The sequence below is a fragment of the Campylobacter canis genome, assembly GCF_045504005.1.
Classification (GTDB): domain Bacteria; phylum Campylobacterota; class Campylobacteria; order Campylobacterales; family Campylobacteraceae; genus Campylobacter_A; species Campylobacter_A canis.
Window position 1 is genome coordinate 86,752 of sequence record NZ_JBJJXH010000005.1, and the last position, 26,575, is coordinate 113,326.

General features: G+C 34.8%; 19 protein-coding genes. 7 read left to right on the forward strand and 12 right to left on the reverse strand.

Annotation, left to right across the window (positions count from 1 at the left end; translation table 11 throughout):
- Nucleotides 1-23: 23 nt before the first annotated feature.
- The 3 genes from ACHJH3_RS06365 to ACHJH3_RS06375 all read right to left on the reverse strand — a co-directional run bounded on the left by ACHJH3_RS06365 (nucleotide 24) and on the right by ACHJH3_RS06375 (nucleotide 6,165).
- On the reverse strand, nucleotides 24-1,352 hold the full coding sequence (locus ACHJH3_RS06365; protein ID WP_407064079.1) for a PcfJ domain-containing protein: 1,329 nt from the start codon (nucleotides 1,350-1,352) through the stop codon (nucleotides 24-26).
- 160 nt (nucleotides 1,353-1,512) lie between these two features.
- Nucleotides 1,513-4,788, reverse strand: coding sequence for a DNA polymerase III subunit alpha (gene dnaE, locus ACHJH3_RS06370; protein WP_407064080.1), 3,276 nt, complete (start codon nucleotides 4,786-4,788; stop codon nucleotides 1,513-1,515).
- 81 nt (nucleotides 4,789-4,869) lie between these two features.
- A complete protein-coding gene (locus tag ACHJH3_RS06375) occupies nucleotides 4,870-6,165 on the reverse strand; it encodes a hypothetical protein (protein ID WP_407064081.1) in 1,296 nt (431 codons plus the stop codon).
- A gap of 117 nt (nucleotides 6,166-6,282) precedes the next feature.
- Between ACHJH3_RS06375 and ACHJH3_RS06380 the strand changes: the two genes are divergently transcribed.
- A complete protein-coding gene (locus tag ACHJH3_RS06380; RefSeq protein WP_407064082.1) occupies nucleotides 6,283-6,900 on the forward strand; it encodes a metal-dependent hydrolase in 618 nt (205 codons plus the stop codon).
- 3 nt (nucleotides 6,901-6,903) lie between these two features.
- Here the strand turns inward: ACHJH3_RS06380 and ACHJH3_RS06385 are convergent, their stop codons facing one another.
- Entirely contained in the window at nucleotides 6,904-8,718 is a 1,815-nt protein-coding gene (locus ACHJH3_RS06385) for a hypothetical protein (RefSeq protein ID WP_407064083.1), read from the reverse strand.
- Between the two features lie 104 nt (nucleotides 8,719-8,822).
- On the opposite strand from ACHJH3_RS06385, the gene ACHJH3_RS06390 reads away from it, so the two are divergent.
- Both ACHJH3_RS06390 and ACHJH3_RS06395 read left to right on the forward strand, forming a co-directional pair.
- Nucleotides 8,823-9,188, forward strand: coding sequence for a hypothetical protein (locus ACHJH3_RS06390; protein WP_407064084.1), 366 nt, complete (start codon nucleotides 8,823-8,825; stop codon nucleotides 9,186-9,188).
- A 9-nt stretch (nucleotides 9,189-9,197) separates the two neighbouring features.
- On the forward strand, nucleotides 9,198-10,016 hold the full coding sequence (locus ACHJH3_RS06395; protein WP_407064085.1) for a hypothetical protein: 819 nt from the start codon (nucleotides 9,198-9,200) through the stop codon (nucleotides 10,014-10,016).
- Nucleotides 10,017-10,035: 19 nt separating this feature from the next.
- Here ACHJH3_RS06395 and ACHJH3_RS06400 read toward each other — a convergent pair whose 3' ends face one another.
- From ACHJH3_RS06400 to ACHJH3_RS06420, 5 genes are all read right to left on the reverse strand, one after another.
- Nucleotides 10,036-11,211, reverse strand: coding sequence for a conserved phage C-terminal domain-containing protein (locus tag ACHJH3_RS06400; protein ID WP_407064086.1), 1,176 nt, complete (start codon nucleotides 11,209-11,211; stop codon nucleotides 10,036-10,038).
- A 2-nt stretch (nucleotides 11,212-11,213) separates the two neighbouring features.
- Nucleotides 11,214-11,810, reverse strand: a complete 597-nt coding sequence (locus ACHJH3_RS06405; RefSeq protein WP_407064087.1) for a hypothetical protein — start codon at nucleotides 11,808-11,810, stop codon at nucleotides 11,214-11,216.
- An 8-nt stretch (nucleotides 11,811-11,818) separates the two neighbouring features.
- Nucleotides 11,819-12,571, reverse strand: a complete 753-nt coding sequence (locus ACHJH3_RS06410; protein ID WP_407064088.1) for a helix-turn-helix domain-containing protein — start codon at nucleotides 12,569-12,571, stop codon at nucleotides 11,819-11,821.
- Nucleotides 12,572-12,684: 113 nt separating this feature from the next.
- Nucleotides 12,685-14,697 carry a DEAD/DEAH box helicase gene (locus ACHJH3_RS06415; protein WP_407064089.1) on the reverse strand — a complete coding sequence of 671 codons (2,013 nt, stop codon included), beginning with the start codon at nucleotides 14,695-14,697 and terminating at the stop codon, nucleotides 12,685-12,687.
- Between the two features lie 75 nt (nucleotides 14,698-14,772).
- Nucleotides 14,773-15,618 (reverse strand): hypothetical protein, encoded by an 846-nt coding sequence (locus tag ACHJH3_RS06420; RefSeq protein ID WP_407064090.1) that lies wholly within the window; start codon nucleotides 15,616-15,618, stop codon nucleotides 14,773-14,775.
- Between the two features lie 165 nt (nucleotides 15,619-15,783).
- Between ACHJH3_RS06420 and ACHJH3_RS06425 the strand changes: the two genes are divergently transcribed.
- Entirely contained in the window at nucleotides 15,784-16,686 is a 903-nt protein-coding gene (locus ACHJH3_RS06425) for a hypothetical protein (protein ID WP_407064091.1), read from the forward strand.
- Between the two features lie 12 nt (nucleotides 16,687-16,698).
- A complete protein-coding gene (gene lepB, locus ACHJH3_RS06430; RefSeq protein ID WP_407064092.1) occupies nucleotides 16,699-17,361 on the forward strand; it encodes a signal peptidase I in 663 nt (220 codons plus the stop codon).
- 208 nt (nucleotides 17,362-17,569) lie between these two features.
- Here lepB and ACHJH3_RS06435 read toward each other — a convergent pair whose 3' ends face one another.
- On the reverse strand, nucleotides 17,570-19,894 hold the full coding sequence (locus ACHJH3_RS06435; protein WP_407064093.1) for a helicase-related protein: 2,325 nt from the start codon (nucleotides 19,892-19,894) through the stop codon (nucleotides 17,570-17,572).
- A gap of 184 nt (nucleotides 19,895-20,078) precedes the next feature.
- Here ACHJH3_RS06435 and ACHJH3_RS06440 point away from each other — a divergent pair, with 184 nt between their 5' ends.
- Together ACHJH3_RS06440 and ACHJH3_RS06445 are read left to right on the forward strand one after the other, a co-directional pair.
- Entirely contained in the window at nucleotides 20,079-21,944 is a 1,866-nt protein-coding gene (locus ACHJH3_RS06440; protein WP_407064094.1) for a hypothetical protein, read from the forward strand.
- A gap of 32 nt (nucleotides 21,945-21,976) precedes the next feature.
- The gene (locus ACHJH3_RS06445) at nucleotides 21,977-23,548 is read left to right on the forward strand and encodes a hypothetical protein (protein WP_407064095.1); all 1,572 of its coding nucleotides are present in this window, start codon (nucleotides 21,977-21,979) and stop codon (nucleotides 23,546-23,548) included.
- Between the two features lie 250 nt (nucleotides 23,549-23,798).
- On the opposite strand, the gene ACHJH3_RS06450 is transcribed toward ACHJH3_RS06445, so the two are convergent.
- A complete protein-coding gene (locus ACHJH3_RS06450; RefSeq protein WP_407064096.1) occupies nucleotides 23,799-25,001 on the reverse strand; it encodes a 5'-3' exonuclease in 1,203 nt (400 codons plus the stop codon).
- Between the two features lie 284 nt (nucleotides 25,002-25,285).
- Entirely contained in the window at nucleotides 25,286-26,575 is a 1,290-nt protein-coding gene (locus tag ACHJH3_RS06455) for a hypothetical protein (RefSeq protein ID WP_407064097.1), read from the reverse strand.

Here is a 26,575-nt window from a genome sequence, read left to right on the forward strand (position 1 = left end):
ATCTATTTGCAATATATTATGAATTATCGAATTTGTTTTACCGTTTTATTGTTAGCCAAAATTGCACTATTCACATATTCTATTACTTCATTTGGTGCCGGACTATTTGATATACCGCTTATTTGAGACAAATAAAATTTATTCCTTTGCAGTTTAACTTCAATTGTATACCTTCTATTATTTTTTCTTAAAGAGCAAATAAAAGACTCTTTAGCATTTACTTGATTAATGTATGTGGCAACGCAGTTGCGATTAGCCACCCCTTCTTCAACTATTTCCTGCTTTGTTGTTAGCATTTTTATATCATCTGGGAACTTTAATCTTAAGAACGGGTTGTCAGCATTTATTTTTACATCAGGTAAATATTTTTCTTCAATATTTAGTACCAATCTATCGTGTTCCGCCTCTATTCTTTTTAAAGATCTTATTTTTAAATTCACCTCCTCTTTTTGCTCTAAAGCCATATCAACATAATCTCTAATTACACTTTTGTAATTTTCTTTATTTGAAGCAATTTTGGAGCATAAATATTTATATAAAACATCTTTTGCTAAGGATATTCCTTTACTGTCCGTTATTTTTTCAAGATCAGCTTTTGAGATAAAATTTATAATATCTTCAAGATATGGCTTTGGAATATATTTTTTAATTTTCAAAATAATGTAGGTAGCAAATAAGCTATGTTTATTAACAGAATTTAAAAATACTTCTTTTGGATATTTTGTGACAAAAAATTCTTTTTTGTTTACAAAATTTTCAAGCAAGCTAAATTTAAATGGTGATTTTATAATTGTCGGATTATTTAATAGATCTAATTGTATATCTTTTAGATGTAAATTTGATCTTACTAAATAGGCAAAGTAAATATTAAAAAATTCATGAATAATAGGAGAGTTTTTGCAAATTCTTGAAACATCGCTTAGGCTTGCCTCATAAAAGTTAAATTTGCCGTTATAATTCCTGCCTATAAATATCTCATATTTACTTTTTATATAAATTTTAAAACTTGGAATATGTTGTCGAAAAAATATAAAATTACTATCTCTGTTTTTAAAAACAACATCAGATGACGATATAATCATCTGACCTTCTTGTGTAAGATCAATGGTTAATGCTTCACAATAAAAAGGATTAATTTCTTTTACAAATTTGCTTAAAGTCATAAAATTTGTATCAAAAAATTTCAAAATTTCATTGTCAATATTTAAAAAATGAACAATCTTGTCGTTTTGGTATAATGCGTAAAATTTTTTCAGCATCTCGCTAAGAATGGATTTTAATTTTGGTAAAGCTTGATTAAAATTTTTATCAAAATTATCTTTAAACTCTAAATGTTGATTAAAAAATGACATTTGTTATTATCTTTTCCTTATTCTTATCTATAAAAATATTTTGATTAATGAATTTGCTTGATAAATTTTAAATCCTATAAGGATCATCTCGCTTATTTTGACAATCTAATTAGCTTTGTCAAAAATATTTCAGCATAAAAGCGAAGTAGGCTATAAAAGCCTACTTCGTTAAAATTGCAACCAAACTACCGTCATTATCATAAACCTCAATACGATCCGCATTAAAATTTATATTAGACTGACCTATAATAACTTTAGTTGCCACTTTTTTGACCTCAAATTTATTAGCATCAAACAAAGACACCTTAAATAAGTTTGTATACCCCTTATCGTTTGTTTTTGTTTCAAAAGCACAAATTTCACCGCTAGATACTCCGTTTGCAGCTCCATTAAAATCACTAAGTTTTTTAATTTCGCCATTTGGAAGCAGCATACTAACTTCAAAAAAAGTTTTGCCTGTTCTTGTCTTCCTTTCTTCTGTTCCAAGTAAAGCTGCTATGATAGTGCCTTCTGGAATTTTGATACGAGAAAGCTCTTTTAAGGTTTCATTTGCGAAAACTTGACTTAATACAAAACCTGTTCTTTGAATCTCCTTGTCGAGTAAAACATCTTTTGAAAACTCTTCGCCGTTCATAACCACGTTGCCGTGCGTAGCAATATTGAGTAAGGATGTTGTATTCTCCAATAGATCCTTCCTTGTGTGCCCTAGCTTGTCAAATACGCCAGTTTCCACAAGAGCCTCAAAAACGGTTTTGTTTAGTTTTTCACCAATTTGTTCCTTTGATTCAAGCTCTTTTAGGGCATATTCAAGTCTCATAGCCTCTTGCGCTTTCTCTTCACGCTTAACTTGCAAATCTATTATTTTTTCTGATAAGCTGTTAAGTGTTTTAGCAACCGCATCGGTGATTCTTTTTTGTTGATTAGTCCTTATTTTTTCCTCTGTTTGACCAATCTGATTATCAAATGAAACGATTTTTTTCTGAGCTGCGCTAAGCTGCCTTTGCAAAGTCGCCTCTTCTTTTTTGCCATCAAATTGAGTAACAGATAGTATTTCAAAAATACTCTTGCTTTCGACAAATGCCGATAAATCAAGGTCTTTGGAGCCTATACCCTTAATAGCTTGTAACCCAAAACTTATCACTCTTGGAGATACTACATCAAACAGGCTCTTTGAAGTAAGGTCCGGCTTATTTATCGTAAGCCCCATTCGTCTTGCTTCACCAATATAACCCGCCAGCGCGTCGTTATTTGATAGCTCCGAATTAAATAGTGCAGCAAAAAAGAAATCAGGATAGTAATACTTTAAATATGCAGTATAGTACGTAATAACCGCATACGCAGCCGAGTGAGACTTATTAAATCCATATCCTGCAAATTTCTCAATTAAAGCAAAAAGGTTTGCGGCATCTTCCGCCCTATACCCCTTTTGAACCGCTCCATCAACAAATTTTTGGGCGTATGCATCCATCTCCTCTTTTTTCTTTTTACCCATAGCTCTACGAACCAAGTCCGCTTCACCAAGGCTAAAGCCTGCGATAACCTGAACGATTTGAATAACCTGCTCTTGATATACTATTACACCATAGGTTGGCTCAAGTATCGGCTTCAGTGCCGGCGATAACTCATCGTTAAAGTATATGATCTCTTCCGTTCCTTTTTTACGCTTGACAAAAGATTCCAGAAGTCCTGCGTCCATCGGTCCCGGGCGATACAGCGCTATCATAGCCGTTAGGTCTTCAAAGCTATTAGGCTGTAAATTTGAAGCGAGGGATTGCATGCCTGGACTTTCTATCTGGAACATTCCCAGTGTTTGTCCGCTAGAAATATACTTGTATATATTTCTATCTTTCAAATCCAAGTTAAACAGGTTTATTGAAACTCCAAGCTTTTCTCTTATCGCTTTTACGGCATTGTCACACACCGTAAGCGTTTTAAGCCCAAGGAAGTCAAATTTAACCAAATCTACATACTCCAAAAACTCTCCATCGTAGCCGACGACGCGAGCGTCTTTAATATCGTACAGCGGTGCCTTTGTTGGAATAGGATCGTTTGATATAACCAAACCGCAAGCATGGACTCCGTTGTGACGCTTAAGCCCTTCTATACTTTTTGCGGTTTCCCACACTAGCTTAGCCTCATGATCCGTTTCAAAAAGAGCGTCAAACTCATTTTTTGACAATTCATAAGCTTCATCTAGTTTTATACCGGGAGTTTCAGGAATCATAGCAGATAGCTTTACTCCTAGAAAATCAGGCAAATTCAAAACCCTAGTACTATCTTTTACCGCCACTTTAGCAGCTAAAGTACCAAAGGTTATCACCTGCCCTACGTTATCTGCGCCGTATTGCTTTGTAACATATTCAATAACTTCATCTCTTCGAGATTGACAGAAGTCTATGTCTATATCTGGAAAGCTAACACGATTTGGATTTAAAAATCTCTCAAAAAGCAGATTATAAGGAATTGGATCAAGGTTTGTTATATGAAGGCAATAAACAGCCAAAGAGCCTGCTGCTGAACCCCTGCCGGGTCCTACTGGTATTTCATTTCTTTTTGCAAAGTTAATAAAATCCCAAACGATTAAAAAGTAACCGGCAAATTTCATATTTTTGATTACTTCAAGCTCAAAATTTAGTCTATCTTCATATACTTGATTTCCTTCAAAACCACGCTCTTTTAAACCTATCCTACAAAGCTGCTCAAGCAACACGTTATCATCCGTATTATAGGCAAAAGCTTCCGGCAAATTATGTTTTTGCGCTAATTTGGCGGACACTTCTTTGGTAAATTTAAAATTTGGCGGAACAGGGTTGCCAAATGTGTAATCATCTACACATTTGTTCAAAATCTCATTCCAGACAGGATGAGACAGCTCTTTTGGCACAACAGCCTTAACTCTACCGCCCCTAACCTCTTCGGCTAAAGTGGTCTTGTCTTCAATAGCCTTAAGACACGCTATAGAGTAGTAGTCTTTAGGGCTACGCGCATTAACAATCGGGGCGTCGATCACCTCGGTTGCTTCCTGGATAATGCTGTTTTTAATCATACCCAGCGGAGTACAATCATCCAGCAAAGATCCATACTTTGATTTAATGGTTACATCGGTATTGAAAACATCCAAACATACAGACGTAATAGATGGGTTACTAAACACATCTTCATTAAATCCCCCACTCTCACAAGCACACAAAAACTGATAGCCGTCATGATTGTGTGCAATAAATAGATATAGCACATTATCTACAACAGCTTGCACGCCAAGAACCGGCTTAATGTTGTTGCTTTTGGCTTGCTTGTAAAAGCTGGCGGCATTAGACATTGTTTTGTTGGCTAAGATAATAGTATCATAGTCCTGTAGATTTGCTAATGCTTTTTTTCCGCTAAATACGGAAGGATCGGCAATGGTATTATCCATCGCTAACAACATTGCTCCCATTTTAATCTCCTTTAAAAAATTTAATTCATTTCTTGTAAGAATGAATATGCATTATTGTTATAGCAAAAAATCGGGCTTATCTTAATTCTTCCACATATATCCCATAGCGTTTTTAACATACTTGATATTTGATTCAAGTAATTTTGCCACGTCATTATATTTACTATAATGCTTTGCATTAAGATACTTGGCTAACTCAAGAGCCTCTAAGGATTCTTTTTCTTTTTCGGCATCTATATAAATACCTGAAAGAGATATATAATGATCAAGGAGCTCTACAGCCTCATTACCTCTTAAAGTTTTGATGATGTCTACAGCTGATAAAGCATCTGCGATTGCTCCATTAAAATCTTTTTTGTATTTTTTTGCTATGGATAACTCTCTTAAGACCTGAGCTACTTTTAAATTTTCGTTTCCAAGAACTCTTTTATAGTGCTCCAATGCACGTGACAAGCTATCTAAAGCTTCCGTGTGCTTAAATAGACCTATGTATGCAATACCTGCCATATAGTCTATATCAGCAAAAATAAGGTTATCCGGATGATTAATTTTTATTACAACATCAAGTTCTTTTTTCGCTTTTTCAAGCAATACGATAACATCCTCCATTCTACCTCTATTCATATAAGCTTGAGCTCTATAATAAGGCAGGCTAGCATATTCAAATGAAGCAAGACCAGGATTTATACGAAAGATGTCTGCCGCAATATCAAAGTACCTTAAAACATCCATTCTAAAATCGGTACGAAGTCCCAATGAGTTATTAAGCCCATAAGCTACGGCTAGCTTACCTTGGATAGCCTGGTATTTAAATATATTTTCCGAAACATTGTAGTTTCTGCGAGCATAATCTGTAGCTAATTTTCTAAATTCTGGTCTCTCTTCCCACATGTCCCACAAAGACTTGATTATAATTGGAGCAGCAAGTAAAAAATCAGCCGGACTTTGTTCTCTTAATGCTCCAGCTACCGTATAAGCTTTTTCTGATATTTCAGCTGCTTTTTTTAAATCTCCGTAAGCTCTTAAAACCTCTGCGTAATAAAGTAAACTCATAAGATATTGGGTTTGGCTTGGTATATCGACTTCAGTTGAAAAATTAACATTTATTTCAGAATAAGAACTTTCTTTTACAAATTCTTCCGCAACTCTTAGAGCGTCTTTCATTTGCCCATTTAAAATAAGCTCATTCATGCCGTCATATCTTTTTAAAACATGATCGGCAACATTAAATTTGGCAATAGGCTTTGGCTTATCTATCTCCCTCTGTTGTAAATTATAAGACTGTCCAAATGTAATAGATGGGGCTTCAGTATCACTAAAACCCCCAAAACCAAAACTAAGGACTACAGACATAAAAAGTAACAGTTGTTTTTTCAAGCAATACCTCCCGACAATATATTTTTAATTATTATAACAAAGATTGTATGAAAGTTTTTTTAAGATTAAATATAATATAATTGTTTTATTATAAAAGACGTATAAAGGAGTGATACGATGTTAAAGAATTCTCATCAGATGATTGGTTTGTGTGCTACACCATTAACCCTCACTGCAATTCCTTATACCGGATTTGAATTAATTGACCACCTTATTTCAAAGCACAACGCCTTTTTTTACTCTATTTTTAGTTCATCCAATCAAGACAACAATTTGTTGGCACTAGCTATATACGTAATCTCGGTTTTTTTCGGAAGCACCCTTCCTGATTGCGATATTGGTTTTAGGAGGTATTATCCGCCTGAACAACAAAACAACATGAAGCTTTATCATAGGCAATGGACGCACAGTGTTTTGCTTTGGACTATATTGTGGATATTGGGAATTTTTGTTTTACCTGGAAGAGGAGAAGCATCATATTTTTATCTAATTTTTATGGGCATAGTTACGGGCGGTATTTCACATATAGTGGCTGATGCCTTTACGGGAACCATTCCTTGGGGCTTCTTTGGATCGTATGAAAAAAAATACAGCAGAATTGGTACTACAAATTTTTTATCAGAATCAACTGATCAATGGTTTAAAAAAGAACTTCCTGTTGTTTCTGATACTTGGCTATTTTTGTACATTCCGGTAATGATAACACTTTCCGTATTAGCTATTATTTCTAGGTAATATCTAAATCATTTTTCTTGCTAAAGCTGCTTGGATTAGCCCCAAATCTTGTTTAATATTACGTTCATCAATAGAGTTTCCAACCTGAGAAAATAGTAAATTAAGTCTTTTTTTAAGTTCGGTTAACTCTTGTAAAGACATTGTGTTAAGGTCAATATCAAGCCTTTTATAAAAAGAAATTTCTACATGGGGGTTTGGTATCTCTAAGGCGGGCGGAATCGGAAGAGTCTCCTCAACTTCTTCCACATGAGAAATAAAATCCGTAAAATACTTGCCTTGCAGCTTTCTTTTATTGTCTATAAAATCTTTGTATTCTACATCCTTACTACTATTTGTTTTAGCGTATTCTTTTGGGCTGCTTATAAAAGCCCCGACAGCAGAAACATTACCCTCTTCTTTTTGCTTCAATCCTACAATCTCCATAGGAATTTTTTCCTCGTTTGTTTCATTGTGCCGACTTGCCTGTTGAGCCTGCTGATTGCCCGACTTTAATATGCTTGCTAACTCTTTTTCCTCCTGCTCTTTTTTACGTTTATTTAGTTCTTTTTGCAGAGCCTGAACAACCTTTCCTTCGTTTTGTGGGGTTACATGAGGGTTCTTAGCAAATCTATTCATGGGGTTTAGGGCAAATTCAACAGCTTTTTTAACTTGCATATCATCATGAGCCTCGGCAACCTTTCTCATTGCGCTTTGCTGATTTGCGCCCAAAGCTTGAGGCATTTGTATTGTTTGGTTTTGTTGAGCTCTTTTTTCCGCTAATTTTTGTTGTATTGTAGCTGCAAGCATCATTCCTCCGGTATCGGCTACAATATTCTGAGTCATATTTCCTGCCGAATTGCTTTTAATTAAAGTGGTGTCCGTATTTTGATTAAAAGCTTCATGATAATTTACATTCAAATCTTGGTTTCCATAAAAACCGATATTTTTACTTTCTTCATAACCGGGTAGCAAGAATTCATTTTTTAACGTTGTTTCAGATTTAATGGACAAATTTTTGTTTTTATTGGTATAAGAGTCACTCTCTTTATTCAAAAAGGTTTCTTGAGAATCAATTGCTCTTCCATGAATTTGCTCCATCATCTTAGCTAGACCGCCCTCAATATTGCCTTCTTTCATAGTTTTTTCAGCATCTGCTTTTTGAAATGCACTAACCGGAGCTCCTCCTAGTGCATTTGGTTGTCCCGGCAAACTTGCTCCTTGCAATCCTGGAGCCCCTAAATTTGCACCAAAATTCGGGTTTCCCATGCCGGTCATCGTATTTGTAGCCTGAAAAGACCTAGCAGTGCTGCCCATAAAGCTTCCTCCAGCCATCAAGCCACCATCTGCTATAAGTTCCTGTAATGCTTGCAGGCTCGCTGGGTCAAGATTTTGTATATTAAATTGATTTACGCCTAATTCTTGTAGTTTTGCAGCTATCTGTGGATCATTAAACATTTGAGACATGTCAAAGCTAAAACTACCGCCGGATCTAATACTCATTAGGTCTGTGCTGGCTCCAAACGAAGTTCTTGATCCTAGTGTATCAAATGTATTTGTGCTACCTGAGTTTACCGTGTTAAAAGTGCTGACACTGCCTCCCCATGTTGAATTTGATTTTACCGAAGATGTGCCAAAGGTGCTATCAACCCCGCCAAAAGGACTATAATTAAAGTTTTTTTTATTTCCACTTACAAGATCAAGCATAGATGTCGTGCTTGCCATGCCACCTCCATAGCTCTCCAGCAATCCACCTCCGCCTACGGAAGATTGATTTGTATACTGATCTACTAAAGAACCGGAGCTTCCGCTTGCACCACTATACTTATCCAATAAACTCATAGCTCAATCCTTTTTCTGATTTTTATATTATACCAAACTTACATTGCGTCCTATAAGTTGTGATATAATTACGTAAATATTAAGAATTAAATATGGAGGGTTTGATGCTTAGAAAAATTCAAAAAAAGAAATCCTTTTTAGCTATTTTTTGGATAGTGGTTGTAATAGCGACTTCAACTACGGCTTATGCTAACGGAGTAGCTGATAGATGGGCTCAAAAATTAGATACGGGCGTTTCTGAAAGCGGGACTTCTTTCTCTGCTTTGAGACAAGATCTAGAAGGTAAAATAGGTGGAAATCTTGGGCTGCTTATGGGCTTATTGGGATTTGTAGGGACCTTTATCGCCTATATATTTACACATAAGGGCTCAGTTCTTTTTACAGGCGGATTATTGTCTCTAATTGCTGGTGGCTTGACAGGGATAATATCTTATTTCTTTAATGTCGGAACCTCTGGATTTTCAGGGTAGCTTACACCCATGCTAAAAAATATTTTTTTCTGTATGGCTTTGACCACATTCTTGCTATCAACGGAATTTACAATCAAGTATTGGAAAATTCCACACCTTAATGTTAGTAATTTTAATCAACTAAAAAGAGACGAGGATATTTTCCGCAAATGGAGCTATGAAAGCTACGCTCCCATTCGATATATTGATGATATTGATGATCAAGCAGGAGTTAATCATTTTTCTTTTGGACATGCTATAAAATGCGATAGCAATAAAGTTTTGGAATTAAAACAAATACAAATGGGATGCTTAGTTTTAGATAGTAATGGAAGGGATTTTTCTTTAAAGCGATTACATTATCATCTAAACGAGCCCTTTGATGTTATTTATGCAAACAATCCTCCGGTAGTCTATGCATTTGAAAACCAATTTGCTTTAGTTTTTGTGGATTTTACCGATACTTATTATATAAATGACGTAAAGGGAGATATGAAAATCCAATATCGAACCTTATCTAAACTTATCACGGCTGTTGCCGCCGACGCCAAAATAGATGCAAATAAAGTTTTTGTGATAGGTAACTTTGGTACAACCTCTCAAAGACTAAAAGAAATTTTAAATAACACTGACATTAGTGTTTACAATGCTTCTGATGTAGATTTTATTGCAGATAAAAAAGGGTTTGTATCTCAAAATGTTGTAGCTAAATCCGAAAATCAATATATAAAAAAAGTAATTTCAAGAACTGATATCGCAACTCCCGACGTAATGAATAAAAATGAACTTCCATACTACCCGATTGAATTGAAATTGGATATTCCAAACATTAAGCTTTTTTATTGGTAAATTAAAATAGGAGCTTACTTTAAGCTCCTATTTTTTGACTCTCATATTCACCGTAAGTATATATTTTTGAAGACTCTTGTGCTTCATAATCATCACCAATATTATCTAACTCAAAAAATACACTATTGATGTCTTTCATGTTTTTTAAAACCCTATCAATAAACACAAAGTCATCAGTTGGGTTGTCGTTTATCTTTAGCCATTCTGAGCTATCAGGCAGATTATCTTGACTTATTTCAATCTCTATAGTCTCGTTTTGCCTTATAAGTGTTTTATTGATATTTTCTTGCTTGTCTTTAAGAACGGAGGCAACAGAAATTTTATTGGCTTCTCTTTCTTGAGGATCTCCCTTCAATCGAAGATTTGCTTGGCGCCTTACTACATCTAGCCTTTTCATAAAATCCTTATCTATAACTTTATCTAGCGTTATATTTGCCAAATAATTTACGTTTTTACTCCACGACTGAACAGCATTTTTAACAACCAAACAAATGTCATCCACCAAAATACCTGCATTTAACCAATGCGCTATAGTCTTTTGCGTCTCAAAATTCGTGTACAATACAGGATTGCTCTTGGACAAATCCACCTTACAACCTAAAACAAATTGATTGTATACATCGGTGTAGCAATGTACAACTTTGGAAATTTCACTTTTAAATTTGTTGACCTTTTGAAATTGCTCTTTTGCCATCTCTACCCTTGATGGAAATTTTCCATTATAAAGAGTTTCGATTCTAAGATACATGGCAAAATCCGGTTTGCAAGACCACATTGTAAAAAAATGTAAATTAACCATAAGACATTCCTCTACCGTAAAACCCGACATTAAATGCTTACTAATCAATCTACTTCTGTCCTTAGTTGCTTCAATCTTAGTATTTTTTAATTGAGCAAGATGGCTTATAACCACTTCAACTTCTTTACTATAATCCACAACAGAGCCAACCTTTACTTTAGCTAGCTTATCGTATAAAGCAAGATCTTTTTTTTGCATTAACTCCTTTTCATTATAGACCTTAAAATAACCATCTATCTCTTCGGGATTAAGGTTTAATAATTCTTGCATTGTCTTTACCAAGGTTGCGTTGCCTGTATTTATCGCAAGTGCAAAAAGAAGTAGATTATTATCTGCTATATGATTTTTTAGTTGATACTCAATAAGAGCCTTAACCGAATTTCCATCAACTTTCATGCTCACTCCTTTTTATTTTTTTCGATAAAAGCATGTACTCGCTTTGCCATTTTGTCATTTTTTATGTTCAAATTGTATAGTTCAAGCGTATATAAATCATCATTTCTAACCCCCAAAGAAGCGACATAGTCACTCAAGCATGCAAGCTCATCTGTAAAAATAACTATCCCTTTGCAATAAGTGCTTGTGGTTATTATATTTGTCTTATCAAACAAGCCCTCTTTTAAAAATATACTTTGAACCATAATTCCCTCAAAGGAATTTTTTAATTTATCGTAAGCTCTATCGTAAGCTCTTAACATCATTTTAATCCCAATTTCTTTATCATCATAATAATAGTTATACAGCCCTTTTAATATCGATTCAAAATACCTAAGATAGTCATCTTCGGTTCCAAGGATCTGAAATACTTTTCGTTTGTCTCCACCGGCTCGATGCGTGGTAAAATATTGAGCATATCTGGTATATAAATTTACATCTACAAGCTTTTCTTTATAAACAATTTCACCGGGAGAGTAATCTTTTTCATCAACATTATTTGCCACCAATGAAGCTTTAAAAAGAAAAAGTACAATTAAAATTTTAAACATCAATTTCATGAAATCTCCTATAATTGTAATTGGTATCCCGATCTTTTTGTATCTTTGTTTTTAACGGAAATTAAGCTTGGCTTGCCTAAAACAGACTTGAATAAAGATTTGATGTACGCAATAGCTTTGCGCAATAAAGCTTCCTCAAAATATTCGGGTTCTTGAGTTATTGAATTTAGTATTTGCTCTAAAGACAGGGTTTCTCCATAATGACGAAGACAATAAGATAAAACTCTAAATTCTATATCTTCAGCAATCTGCAAAGTAAACTCCATTCCTGATGATGTTTGTATTTTTAATATATGTTTTTCAACATCTATAGAAAAATTATGAAACCTAAGATCGTGATTGAAGAAAAATTCCATTTTGCTTCCAAGAAAAGAGCAAACATCACTCTCGTTCATAATATCAATGTTAAAAGATACGTCCAAAAGTCCCGCATACTTTTCATCGCAAATTTCTTTAAATTTTCTAAACTCCCAATCATCGCAATAATCGTTTACAATAAAATAAATCTTTACATAATTTTCGTAAAGAGAGTTGATGGTCTTCAAAATCTCCAAATATTGCTTCCAATATTTGGATTCAAACTGAATTGCCACAAAATCGTAACGCCTTAATTCAAGATGGGTTAAAGTTCCATCAATATCTTTATTTGAAGTCATATCGGTCAATATACAAGAAGCGTATTTCCCACATATATTAAAAAATGTTTTTTCCTTAAAATCTTTCTGTGCATTTTCGTCCACACCAATAATTAACACCCTCACTCTGTCCTCCTTGCCATGCGCACCCCCACAATGCGAATTTTTACAATTTTTTTACAAAATTTCTACATAAATTATAATAAAGATATGATATAATAATAAACTTTAAAAAATCTTTAATAAGCCCTTATTTTACGCCTCAAATACTTTTCAATAATTTTAATTTGGGGCATCCATTCTATAAAATTAGCATCGCTTCCTGATTGTTGAAAACCCATTAAATCCCCAGACCCTCTTAATTCTATATCTTTTAATGAAAGTTCAAAACCATTCTCCGTATTTACAAGGCTCCAAAGCCTTGCTTCAGATATTTCACTTAATCCATTCTGGGCATCTGGAGAGAGATAACAATACCCTTGCAAAGATCCTCTACCAACACGTCCTCTTATTTGATGCATCTGAGCCACGCCAAATCGCTCTGCTCCCTCAATAAAAACATGAGAAAGTGTTTTACTGGAAAAACCTGAATCAACCATTGTTGTAGCTATTAAAATATCTATTTTATTATTCATAAATTGCTCGACAATGCGTTCAACATCGGACGCTTTCATTTTGCCGTTTATGGTAGCAATATTAAATTCCGGAAAATAGTATGCATATTTTTTTAAAGCCTTATCTGCACTCATCATCTCGTCACTTACTATTGAAGGAACTATGACTAAAGTCTGCTCCCCTCTGCTCATTCGAGCTTTTATAGCTTGAATTTCACTTGAGGACATATCTTGAAGTTTTTGTATTTTTGTTACACGAGGTTTTTGCATATCCGGTTTTTGTTGTATTTTTTTTACGGCAAAATCACTAAACATAGTAGAGGCTAAAGTTCTTGGAATTGGAGTTGCCGTCATAAACACAAGATGAGAGCTATATTTATTATATAAAACCTCTTTGTCTTTAACGCCAAATTTTTGCTCTTCATCAATCACGGCAAGTTCAAGATTGGTAAAATTTAGCTTATTAACAGAGGTTGTACCGTAAACAATTGCCGGCTTTCCCGCCTGAAGAATTGCGTTTATTTTAGCTCTTTCTTTTTGGCTTGTTTTTGAATGCACCAAAAAAACGTTTAAATCAGGATACAGCTGCCTTGCTTCTTCGTAATGCTGTTTTGCCAAGATAGATGCGGGAGCAAGAATGGCAACTTGTTTTCCACGCTGAAAAAAAACATAAGCCAAAATAAGCGCAACCATCGTTTTTCCACTGCCGACATCTCCAAAAATAAGGGTTTTTGAGCCATTTTTTCTCTCAAACTCTTTCATTGTATACCATATAGCCTTTTTTTGATCATCGGTTAAAGAAAATGGCAAATGTGCAAGTACAGATTTAATTTGTTCCACATCTTCATTTGTAGAAATAAAATCACCATAATTTTCTTGTAAATTTTTAAACTTAAAACCCTCTTTTATAATCTTATATATTTTTTCAGCAATCAACCGCCTTCTGTATTTTGGATTATTTAAAAAGTCCTCTAGGCTGGTACCCTGCATAGGCTTTAAGCCGTGAACGTAAGATATAGAATCAAGCAAAGATTCGAGTCCCAACTCTTGCTCTAAATCGGTCGGCAACCACTCTGATTTATCTATAAAATCCCACATTTGAGCTACTTTTTTAAAGGCTAGCTGCACTTGAGATGCCCTAAGTCGATCTTTAAGAACATATAGCGGCTCAGGCACAACAAACATTCTTTTTCCGCTAATACTTTTTTCTTCCAAAGAGCTAAGCTTTGGATTGTTAATAAAAAAGAATTTAGCTCCATCTTTAAAATCATAAGACTTAATTTTTCCGGTAACTTGAATGAGTGTATTTTTTTTGGCACTCTGCTGCAACCCGAATATCATTTCTTTGATTTTAAATGGAGAGCAGGTCCACATCAGCCAGAACATCTGATTGTCTTTGTATAGTCTTGCTTTGATGTTAGCTAGTTTATTATTGAAAGACGTTTTAGTCTCAAATTTATCAATATAACCGGCTGTGGTAATTAGTGTGTTTTCAGGATAATTTTGAATTTGAGATATGTCACAAAAAGCCTCAGGGATGCTATAGCCCTTTGGAAGCAACTCATATATCATCTCATGAATATCACTTAACTCATAAGCATTTAAAATATTGTCAATATGAGTATCCAAGGTTTGCAAATAGCACCTCCTTTTAAACTTTTTATATAAAAATATTATATAATATTTAAGCTTAAAAATCGGTTAAATATACGATTATTGTGGCATTACGATGTAATTCGTCATTTCCTCACCAAACTCCTGAGCCATAGCCTTGTTTTCTTCTACATTAAATTTTGTTGTATACAAGAAGCCCTCGCTAATCTCTCCTCTCATAAAAGCTTCTCTTATTCTTATGTTAACGGCTTTATCATAATTTAAGACGTTCCATAGCTTGTTGTACGGAATTTTGGTTTCTTCAGGGATACTATGAAGCTCTATTTTTTGGCGATAAGCCATATACACATACATATCATGATCTAAGAGGTAAAATATGTAAACAGATGGCTCTTTTTGCTCATACCATAGGATATTTTTGCCAAGCTGAGGATCATCTTCCAACTCTACACATACGTGAGCTGTTCCGCAAAAAACAGCATTTGGCAAAACACCGTTTTTTTGAAGTTCCAACATTTCATCCGAGGTTTCCTCCAAATACTTCCCATTAAAGGAGCGGATGTTCTGCTTTTTAAAAAATAGATTATAAATATTGCCCTTGTTAAGTACCAAAACATCTTCATCTTCTTTGTTTACTATGCTATGATAATCCGTGTCATTAGTTGGAATGCAATAAACTTGATATACTTTATTGCACACCAAAACATAATCCCCTATAAGATGGGCATCCCTTGACATGCCGCTTTGTTGAATTATGTAAAGCAAATTATCATGGTTAATATGGATGAGCTGCTCGTACCCCTTAATCTTTAAAGCCACCCTGGTTTTTAATCCTACAACCTCAATGTCGGCACCACTTATTATATCGGGCTTAATATGTATTTTTTTTGATTTAACCTCTCTTAGTCTTATATATGACAACTCTTCTTTTGGTATAAAACCCATGATTGCAGCGCTCCTAGTATAGTATTTTTATAATGCAAAAATTATAACACATTTTTGTATAGCCATCCAAAATAATACAGGTAAGTTTTATTTAAGATTAAATATAATATAATTAAATTGAAATAAAATATTTGTTTTTGTATATTATTTTAAAGGAGTGTTGTAATGGATGTTTATGAAAAAGGCACTATATACAATGCAAAATTTAATTGGAGCAAAACTTTTTATGCAGGAATAAATACTAATAAAAATATTAAAAAAGAGCCTCAAAATACCAAAGTAATATACATAGATAAATTTAACTACTCAATCGATATTGAGGTATTTAAGGGGTCTAACTTATATTCATACAAAGGCGAGAAAATTCAAGCCATTAAGTACAGCATAAATGACAATCCCACTTACTTATTTTTTCACTCCGGAAGTGATGTTTTTGTAAAAGCACATGACATTTCAAGTCTTGGATTGGGATGTATTTATAATAATGTAAAAGTTAGCTTTGATGACATGAATAACCACACCCTACAGAGACTGGTACAAGTTTTAAAAAATCCAGATACAGAAAAAGACGGAGGCTATTTTGGCTTTTATTTTAATAGTGAAGCTCAAGCCCAAGAATTTAATTCTCTACTCATGAGAACTATTGCTCTATACAAAAGAATTCGTGGTCAAGGTGCTTTTGATTTAATTAAGGGCGAATCTATTGAAGATGAGTACTTAGCTGAAAATATTACAAAAAATCTTAAAGGAATTAGATATAAAAATAGTATAATTTTAAAAGACAGGAAAGTTACAATCTCTCCTGCCGATGATTTTTGCATCATAACACCTGATTTGGTAGGAGATTTTCATTTGGGAGGTATTAATGACGGAATTATATTTTATTCTCCTAGTTTAGCATTAAGCGTAACCGTGTCCTTACAAAACGCCTCTTTGTTGTTGCGTAATGGATTTATGGAATCCGGCAAGCTACTTGGTAGGTATGTTATTTTAACTTATGAAGAGAAATTTGCTTTGGTTCCAACAAATTCAATAACTTTTAAAAACATTATATGTGATGATAAATAAAGGAATTTAACAATGTCAAATATATTAAAAAAAATAGATAAAATTATTGCTTTTTGTTTTGGAACATGGACTAGAACCATAATATTTATGGCGGTTTTTCTTTCTTTGTTTAAATTTTATACAATTCCAACAGCTTCAATGGATCCAACTATTAAACCCGGCTCTTTCACCGTAGGATTTGTCACATACGGCATCGCTACGCCTCAAATACCTTTTACAAACAAATCTATCAATAACTGGGATAGACTTATTCCGGGTTTAACACCAAAAAGAGGGGATGTGGTATTTTTTAGAGATCCTGTAAGCAACTCCACAACGTACGTAAAAAGGGTTTTTGCTGTAGAAGGCGATATTGTTCGCGTAGATATGGAGGGGATTAGCCTTAAAAAAGCTGGAGAAGAAAACTTTGTATTGCACCCGTATAAAAACATCTATTCCGGCATTCATTATGATCCAAACAAGCAATGTGATATTCTTAAGAAAATTTATGAGTGGCAACATAGCAACTCTAAATTTCTACATCAAACAAACCAAAATGGATGCAGCCTGAGTTATGAATATATAATCCCCGAACAATCTTTTTTTATGGTAGGAGACAACAGAGATAACTCTTTTGATAGTAGATTTTGGGGGGCTGTGAAAATTAAGGATATTTTGTCTCAAAAAATATTTTAATTTGAGTCTATTTTAAAGAGGCTATAAAGCGAGCAAAAAGATTATAGGTGCTGTATTCATCTCTATCTTGGCGTTGGTTTTATTTGCACCGGTAGCGCGGTATTTCGGACTATTTCATTTATATTTTAGGCTTTAGCAATTAGAGTCGAAGTGTAAATTATTTTTTTCCTATAAGGAAAAGCTTGTGGATATTCCACAAGCTTATTAATTAAGCAAATAAGCTCAATTGGGTTCCATACAGTCCTTGAACTACATTGTTTACCCTTTTGTGCCTATTTTTACAAGGCTTGGTTTTATCGGTTAAAGCGTTTAGCACTTCATCCGGAAACAAAGTTCCATTCGTTGGCGCATCAGCAACAGCCGACAAATCAACCTCAATCTCCTCTATTACACATAAAGGAGTTAAATTTTTGCTCTCGTCATCGTTATCGTCAGGCTCTATTATTGCTCCATCCTCTTGAGGTTTTGCTTGAATAGAGTCTACGAAAGCCGAATAAGTTTCTTCAAAAGGAGTCATTTTATACTTGCGTATTCCTTGATCCCCTTGAATGCGAGCAATAACGCCTTCTGTTTGCTGTATCGCAGCCGTTTGACCTCTTTGATAGTCATATAGATCTGCGATTGAATCGGATAGTATTCGCTGCCCACTACTTACTGTAGTTGAAACAACTTTTAAGCCGGTTCTATTGAGTTGATCAAGCTGCTCTCCTCGATATGCCAAGTAAAATACTCGAACTTCTTTGTCTTGTCCTACCGGTCTCCAAGGACGGCATTTTGCCTGCTGGACAACTCTTATCTGATCGCTAAGCTCATAGAATATTACCGTATGAAACATGGTTAAGTTAAAGCCCGTCTCAACTCTTCTTTGAGAAACGATCATTACATCCCCCTCAAAATCCTTCATTCTATCAAGAATATCGGAGGATTTTATATTTGAGTTAATAATGTCGGCTTTTATCCCGGCATTATTAAGCACACTGGCTAGCCTCTCTTGAACCTCGTTTGTTTCTGTATAGTTTGTATACAGCAAGGTTCTTCTGCCCTCTGCAATCTCGTTATTTACTAACTCAATAAGCTTACGCTCTTTATTGCTAATAAAATCTGGATCATCAGAAAGCCTTGTTTCGCACACCTCAGTAAGCTCTACCGCAAAACCAGCCAAGTCTTTACCTATTCCTGTAACCTTGTGAGAATAGAGCTTAGTTGGATTGTTAAGAGCATAGTTCTTAAACGCCAAATGGCTGAACCTTGAAACATGCTTTTCACCCATTTTTTTCTCAAGACGTCTTATCTGTTCTATATGGAAATTTACTCTTTCCACCAAATCAGACTCAACATCTACGATATATCTTCTCTCTTTTAAAGGAGGCATTTTAAGATCTAAATCTTCTACCGTAATAGTTGCTCCGAGATTTAAACAAAACGGAACAATGCGGTAATTTACTTTTGGCTCCTCGCAAGATCTTACATGGCGTCTAGCACGTCCGTTCCATCCTCCGTTATACACGATTCTTTCGCTGTATCTGGTTGTCCCAAAAAAGCTAACAAAATCCTGCACTCGGTCGTGACTAAAACCCATCTCCTTCATCTCTTTGAAAAAGACCGGGTATAGTATATGAAACATGCTGCTAGCATATCCATTAGACAAAGTTCCCGTCATTAAGATAACCCTTTTGCTACTCCTAACAAAAGCTCTATAGTTGCATGATTGCAGACTATTTGGATCTTGCATGGAGTGTGCCTCATCCATCAAGAAAAGATCAAAAGAGTCCTTTTTTATCTTTTCAAGCTGTTTAATTTTAGCGGCAAAAGAAACCTTACCGCTCACAACCTTATAAAGCTTTGCTTTACAAGATGGACAAAAACCTTCATGAGTGTTATCAGGAGGTAAAATAGCTCCACACTCAGGGCATTTTTTGCCGACCACCTTGTCCCATTTATAACTATTCTTGCCTGTATCTTTAGACATAACAAAAAGAGTTATTTTACCTTGAGTTCTCCTCATCGTATAGGCTTGCTCTAAGGTTATTTCACCTCTTGTAACACGAGGTTTTGTTTTGATTGTATAGATTTCTAAACAATCACCGTTACCGATAAAATCTCTAGCCTCATCTCTCATTTGAGCGATAAGTCCGTCTTTATCAGTCATCATCAAGAGTTTAAAACCCTTGTTGATCATGCCGGTTAAATGAGCATACAAATATGCCAAAACAAATGACATACCGGTTTTTCCGGTTCCCATTTGTCCATTTAACAAAGCGCCCTTGCGGTTTAATCCGCCCAATCTTTCCGGCAAAATTGCCGCAAGCAAAGGCAAGGTTCCTTTGCTTAATTGCTTTGCAAATAGATGCTTTTTTACATCCATTTCACCTAGCAATTTTAAGACCTTATTATTAAGGTCGACGCTAACCGCCTCAGAATCGTCCTGAGCGATTATATTGCCAGATGTTGTCGCATCTGGAACTTGCTCAAGCAGCGTAGCTATAACGCTATCATTGTTGAGCAACTCAGCAAAACTGCCATATTTTGCCATTTTGTTCTCCTTTAAAAAATTTCATAATGCTAAAAAATAGAGCACTATAATTAATAAAGTTATAGCCAAAAAATATAACACTCAGAAAGTCTTAAAAATATCGTGTTTGGATTTTTTGCTATAACAATAAATACTTTTCATTATCTTTTGATAGTGAAACAAGAATTTTTTAAAGGAGAACAAAATGGGAGCAATCAAAAGCTTCAATAGGGGCTTGCTTATCTCAGCAAGCGTAAATGGTATTAGGGCAAACATAATAGCCTCTGATGCTATGTTTTTAAAACAAGCAAATAGTGATAAGCTATTGCTTGTAGGATTTTGCGCAATGCTTCACGAAAACGACGTAAGTCTAGTAAAGTCTTTGTGCAATGGTGGCGGTGCGCTCGTCTGCTTTACAGCAAGAACAGATGATCAAGATGCTGGATTTCAAGGCAAAGAAGGTATCCGAACAGGAGTTAGCTTTAATGCTGAGATTATATCAAACCAGCTCTCGCTAATACCTGCATATACTCAACATAGTGAGAAGTTCTTTAAAGCTTCACACTACTGGTTTGTAGACAAAAATATTTTTGAATCTATGATTAGTGTAACTGATATAGAGGAAGAAAATATGTTTACTATGAACTATGTTGAAAGGAACCAAGGTATTGACCATCTGAGTGATGAGATGAAAACCAAGCTCAGAGAGGACATAAAGAAAATCATCTTACGGGATTCACCATATCCTATGAAAGATGAGTGGATAGGTCACTTTGTTGATCTAGTAGCCATTCCACAATTTCTAAAACCCATCATAAGAGGGGTAGATAGCAATCAGCTATTTTGGTATTTTAATTTACCGATTAGAGATGGCTTACCATATATTGGTATAGCTCATGGAATGGCAGAGTTTCAAAAAATATTTAAACGTATTCCGCAGATAAAAACAATCTGCGCGATGATAAATCCTAAAAAGTTTAACCCAAAAACTTGGACAAATTTTTTAGCGGAAATCTCGCATACAAAGGATAGTTTTTTGGAACTGGATCTAGAGTCTCAACTCAACTTTGTATATACATACGAAGCTTTTGGAGAGAGATATAAAGAGATACAAAAGCTATGCTTGCCGTACTTTAGATTTACTTCGATAAACACAAAGGGTGTGGCTGTAGCACTAGCAAATGGGAACTTTAACCTTGACTTAATTGTAAAGGGAATAAGGGAGCTCATTAAGTATCTTAAAGAAAAAGAAAATGAGGATGACTCTTTCTTAGAGTCTGTAAAAACCGCTGCGGTATTAAGAGCCTTTCTGTCATCGTGCGATCAGTTCGCAGATAGATTGGGTGAGCTAGTAAATAAGCCTTCTGAACTGGCAAATGCTATTGAGGAGATTTTTTACACTTGCAAACCTGGCGCAGAAGAGCTTAGAGCAGCAGCGATAAGAAGGCTGATTACCCAGGCAGAGTTTGATGATTATCAAGAACTTTACTTAGCGGCAGCCCCTAGGTTTATGAAAGCGGGAAGGCAATTACCAGCCTTTCATGAAACATTAAAGTCAAACCCAAAATACGCATTTGAATTTATCGATGCGGGGGTTCCGGACTCTTATTTTGTCGGTTTAGATACCGACTGCTGCCAGCATCTTCATAGTGCAGGCAAGTCTTGCGTCGAGTTCATGGCACATCACCCTGAAATTTCAGGGATATTCCGCGTTATAAAAAACGGTAAAACGGTTGCCCAATCGTTTGTTTGGTTTCATGAGCAAGCCGGAGTGGTATGTTGTGATAACATAGAGATACTTGGTGGTGAGATGCGAGATGAAATTTGGAAGGCATATTGCGAATACGCTCGCATATTATATCGATACGCCCCTATGTTTGGTTATAACAAAGTAACGGTTGGATTGGGGTGTAATGATTTAAGAGGGCTTAGTAATTTGCCACATGAAAAAAAACCGGCGTTATTAGCACAAGTACCAGGAGGTGAGTCCACTTATTCGGACGCTAGATCTCAGGTAATTTTGGCTGATTTTTCAAAAACGCCTGGAAGATTTTTTGGAGAGGATGATTAATTCATCCTCATAATTTTTTCAAGGAGAATAAAATGGCAAAAAAATTATTTATCTCAAGCGAAATAGCGCATGGGATTTTAGAAGAGAGTTGTAGAGATCCAAAGGAAGGCTATAGGGGAAAAAGAGGACATGATAATTTTCTATCAGACTACCTCTTTAATTATGCCATTCCTAAATGGGGCAAGGAAGGCGATATTGAAGGCATGGTGCTACCGTTGTCCGGAAAAGTTGCCTCCAGATACAACTCTTCAATTAAATTGATGGAGGATGGGTATCCTCATTTGGCTAGAATGCAAAAAATGCATGTTATGCCAAATGCAAGGAATATTGCTTTTGGAACTTATGTTAGAGAAGGAGAAAATGGCAGCAGGAATGTAACGCTGTTTACTTCCGGAAATAATGTAAAAAGAGATATTCATCAGTCAAGTATAGTAGACAAAACCTACTATCTACAGCCTGGAGACTATGTAATTATCAATCCCATTAAGGAATTTGATGAATTTATGAAGCTCCCATCAATCTATCGAAGATATTGCGATGACAAAGAGGCGGTGGCGAAACTTGATGATGAGATAATGGTTCTGGAGCAACAAATAATGTCTCCGGATTTAAGTAAGGTAGATAAAGAAATTCTACAACTTACTATCAAAAAGAAAAAAGAGGTGAGAAAAGACATAGGTAATTTTTCCTACTCTTATTTCACAAAGCTCAAATTTAATTATGGAATTTGGCTACTTGAGAATGCAAAACTTATTGGTTGGTTTACAGACAGCAACAAGGTTTATGCCAACCATGGAGAGAGTTTTTTCTTTATAGCTAAAATCCTTAAGCACTCTGAGAAAAGCAGTAGTGCGGACGGTTTTGTAAAAAACTGGATTGAGCCTATGAGCCTCTTTAGATACGATCCTTTTAATAATGGGTTTTTAGATGCTTACATACAAAAGGTTGAAAATCTATTAGATGAAAATCTAAGGGGGACAAACACTGATGATTGTGGGCAATTTTTAGAGATAGCAAAGGAAATGAACTCTTTTGTGAATTCTCTTATTGAAAAAAAGGATATTAGCGTAAACCAAAACGGAACGATTAAATATCCAAAAAGGGTGCATTTACATGAACTCATACATATTGCACTTAAAAAATACACAATTCTTGCGTCAAAATGGGAGTATCAAATAAGAACTCCTCATATAGATGCAGGGTCTAGTTTGCAAAACAGCTCAGTGACCTCTGCTTTTTGCTATTCGCAAGAAGAGTGTACTACCTTTCCAAATTTACTAGATTTGGACGAGGAAAATCGCTTTCATGCCGCTAAGCCGCTTGCTAAGGTTGATGCACATAAGCTATCAGCCATCATTGCTAGTGGAATGGTAAGAGCAAAAGAAGGTGCAGATAAGCAGGATGTATCTGCTAAAGACAACATCTTGCTAGAAGACGGTTCTCTACTCAGAATAAAAATGACTAAAAAGGAGGAGAGAATTGCCGAAAATGTTAGGGATCACCTTGGAAACAGAGTGACCCTATTTGATAGAATCGTAGGATATTCGCCCGTTTGTGCGATATATGATCCTTCGATCAAATTTGCCAACTCATTTGAGGTGTAAGCAAATTCTTAATTTGAGGGCTTTACGCCCTCTCTTTTCCTTATAGGAATAACTTATTTTAAATAAACCTCTACAAGCTTAAAGACAAAAAAACTAGACGCAAACAACTATTTTTTATTTATTTTGCAATAATTATAAGAATTTATTTAATGTATTTAAGAATATTAAAACAATATTGTTTTTAATATGTTTTCCAAAATGGAAAGAATATTGGCTAACTATTTAAAAATAGCTAACCAATATTAAAATTTTAAAAGACAATTCCGTATTCTTTTAGCTTTTCTGTCGCTCTGTGCGCAACTAAACGCTTATTAAACACAAAACTATCCAAGCTAGCCTCAGACATCAGATGTCGCCTTAAATAGACCAAATCCCTTGCCTCAGCTAAATTTTGAGCGTTTTCCTCAAACATAGCCCTAGTTTTTGCGTCTAGCTTTCGGATATTATTCAAAATACCCTCTAGTGAACGATGCTTGTTTAGCAAGACCTGAGCTCTTTTTGGTCCGATACCCTTTACTCCGGGTATATTATCGCTACTATCTCCACACATTGTCTGAAAATCAAGGAATTGAGATGGCTTGATACCATATTTTTCCTTTACGTATTCAGGTGACATAGGGGTTTTATCCATGCGAATTTGTTTATATCCGGGATAAGAATATAACTGCAAAAGATCTTTATCATTACTCATTACCGTAATGGGAACTTGTACATGAAATTTATCTGTTGCAGACGCTATAACATCATCAGCCTCATAACCCAAAATCCTTCTTGGAGGCAACCCGATATATTCCAAAAACTTATTGCACATAATAATTTGTTGCCAAAAAGCCTTGGGTGTTGGTGGGCGCTTTCCTTTATAAAAAGGGTATGTTTCTTTACGCAATGAATGTGCTGATTCACTAGCAAAGATTATATGAGTAAATGGCTGAGTAAGTAGCCACTTTATAAAGCCTCCCGTTCTTTTTAAAAGATCGATTGGCTCTCCATCTTTATTGAAATACGTAGCCTTGTCTGAATAATATTTGTAGAAAAAGCTATGTGTATCCAATAAAAACAGCGAAGATCCCGCTAGTTGTTTTGACTCGGGGATCACCTCCGTTACAAAATCATAAAACTTCTGGTTATTGGTTAAGATTTTGTAACCCCTACTATCTCTGTGCAATTCAAGAATTGTCTCATGCAACGAATTGCGCTTAAAATTAATTGATTTACTAATTGCAATGGGTTTGCCCACCTCTGTGCTGACATGCGCAAGATTAAGTATGCCCGTAGCAGTTAGTAATCGATCAAAGCCTCCTAAGAGACTTGGCACTTTTGCGTTGCCATCTTTTTTGGAATAAAGATTTTTAACTTCTTTTTCCACGCATAAAGCAAAAGGTTGTGGAATTAAAACCCCTCGCTCTTCTCCAGCCTCTTCAGGCTGCTCGTCCATATAATAAATATAGACCATTTTTGCTCCTTTCGTGCCATTAAAAGACACACAAAAAATTGATACACTTAAATAAAAAAGTGTAGTTATAGTGGGTTATAGCAAAAATATAAACATATAAGAGATTTTACCGCCCTACTTCAAAGGAGGAGGTAAGTAAAGCGGTTTTTAGGGAATGTCTTTTCTTGTTTTTGTGGGGGCAAACAAGAGCTGTGTCAATCAAAAGAAATATACCAAAACATATTGATTGACACTTAAAATTATATCATATTTTTAAATAAATCCATGTTATTCAATATTACTATCTATTCTTCCGCATAATTCTTTTGAAAATCCGGAATAGCCATAAAATGTAGATTATGTTGCTTGAGAATATATCTACTATAGCCGCCCATTTTGTTTTTAATATGAGTAACTCCGTAATGAATAAGTTGCAAAAGCTCTCTCTCGGATAATATTTTTGGCTTCCCTGCCGGTTTTATTTTTCTAGAAATCTTAAAATGACATTTAACATTTTCACAAAAGAAATTTAAAGGAGTTGTTTTTAATTCAGAAGTTCCACATAATGGGCAAACAAAAAGTGGAACATCGGCTTGAATTTTTGGAAAAAAAGAGTTAAATTGATACGTTCCTGATGCGTATAAATCTTTCCAAACCGATATATCATAAAAAGGACTATATACATTCATTTCTTCTGGAGTGATGGGGCTAAAAACATCAAAACCCGCTCCGTTACTTTTAATAAATGAATTTGTTTCCATATACCTAAGGGTTTTTAATACATCCACAAGCGGAAAAAATAAGTTTAAATATTTAATTATTATGCTCACTCCAGCTTTATGCTTTTTGAGTTTTTTTCCATCATCAATCCCCTTATATAAATCCGAATCTTTATATTTTTCATACAACTTGTATAAGCTGTTACTTGTATTTAGAAATTTGAAATTCCCGCAAAACGGATCTGTTATATTAAGCTTTCTTGATTGGTAAGTTAAAGAGTCGATTGCTTTATAAAAAAATCCTTTTTCATGCATTAAAACTCTAATTATTCCCAAAATAGAAATTTCATCATCCCCGCACACTTCTTCATAATTATCATCTAAGCCTAGCAAATAAGATGTTTTGTGGTAAGTATTGTAATTAACTATTAAAAGCATAGACACAAATTGCTCTATTCTAATAAAATTATAAAACGCCAAGGAATTAAATTCTTTTTTTGTTAAAACGCCTCTTTGTAGATATTGATCAAAATTTAAAGTTACGTATTCTTTATTGATCTTTAATGACTTTCTTTTTTTGAAGTCATGCCATGCAACAAATTTTACTTTCTTTGAAAATTCCTTTTTAATAAAAAGCAGGTCATATATCAGTTTATAATTTGATGGTGAAACAAAAGCTACAATTTCATCATTCATACGAAAAGACTTAATTATCGCATTATTTTTAATTTTACGCCTTAAAATTCTATCGCTAAGTAGTGGATTTTCCTTGTTTGGAACCTCCTCATACCTCCAGTCATACAGTTGATATGCCAAAAAACTATCAATTTTAAGCTGATTTTTTATTTCAGGATTATCTGTAATATATGCAATCAT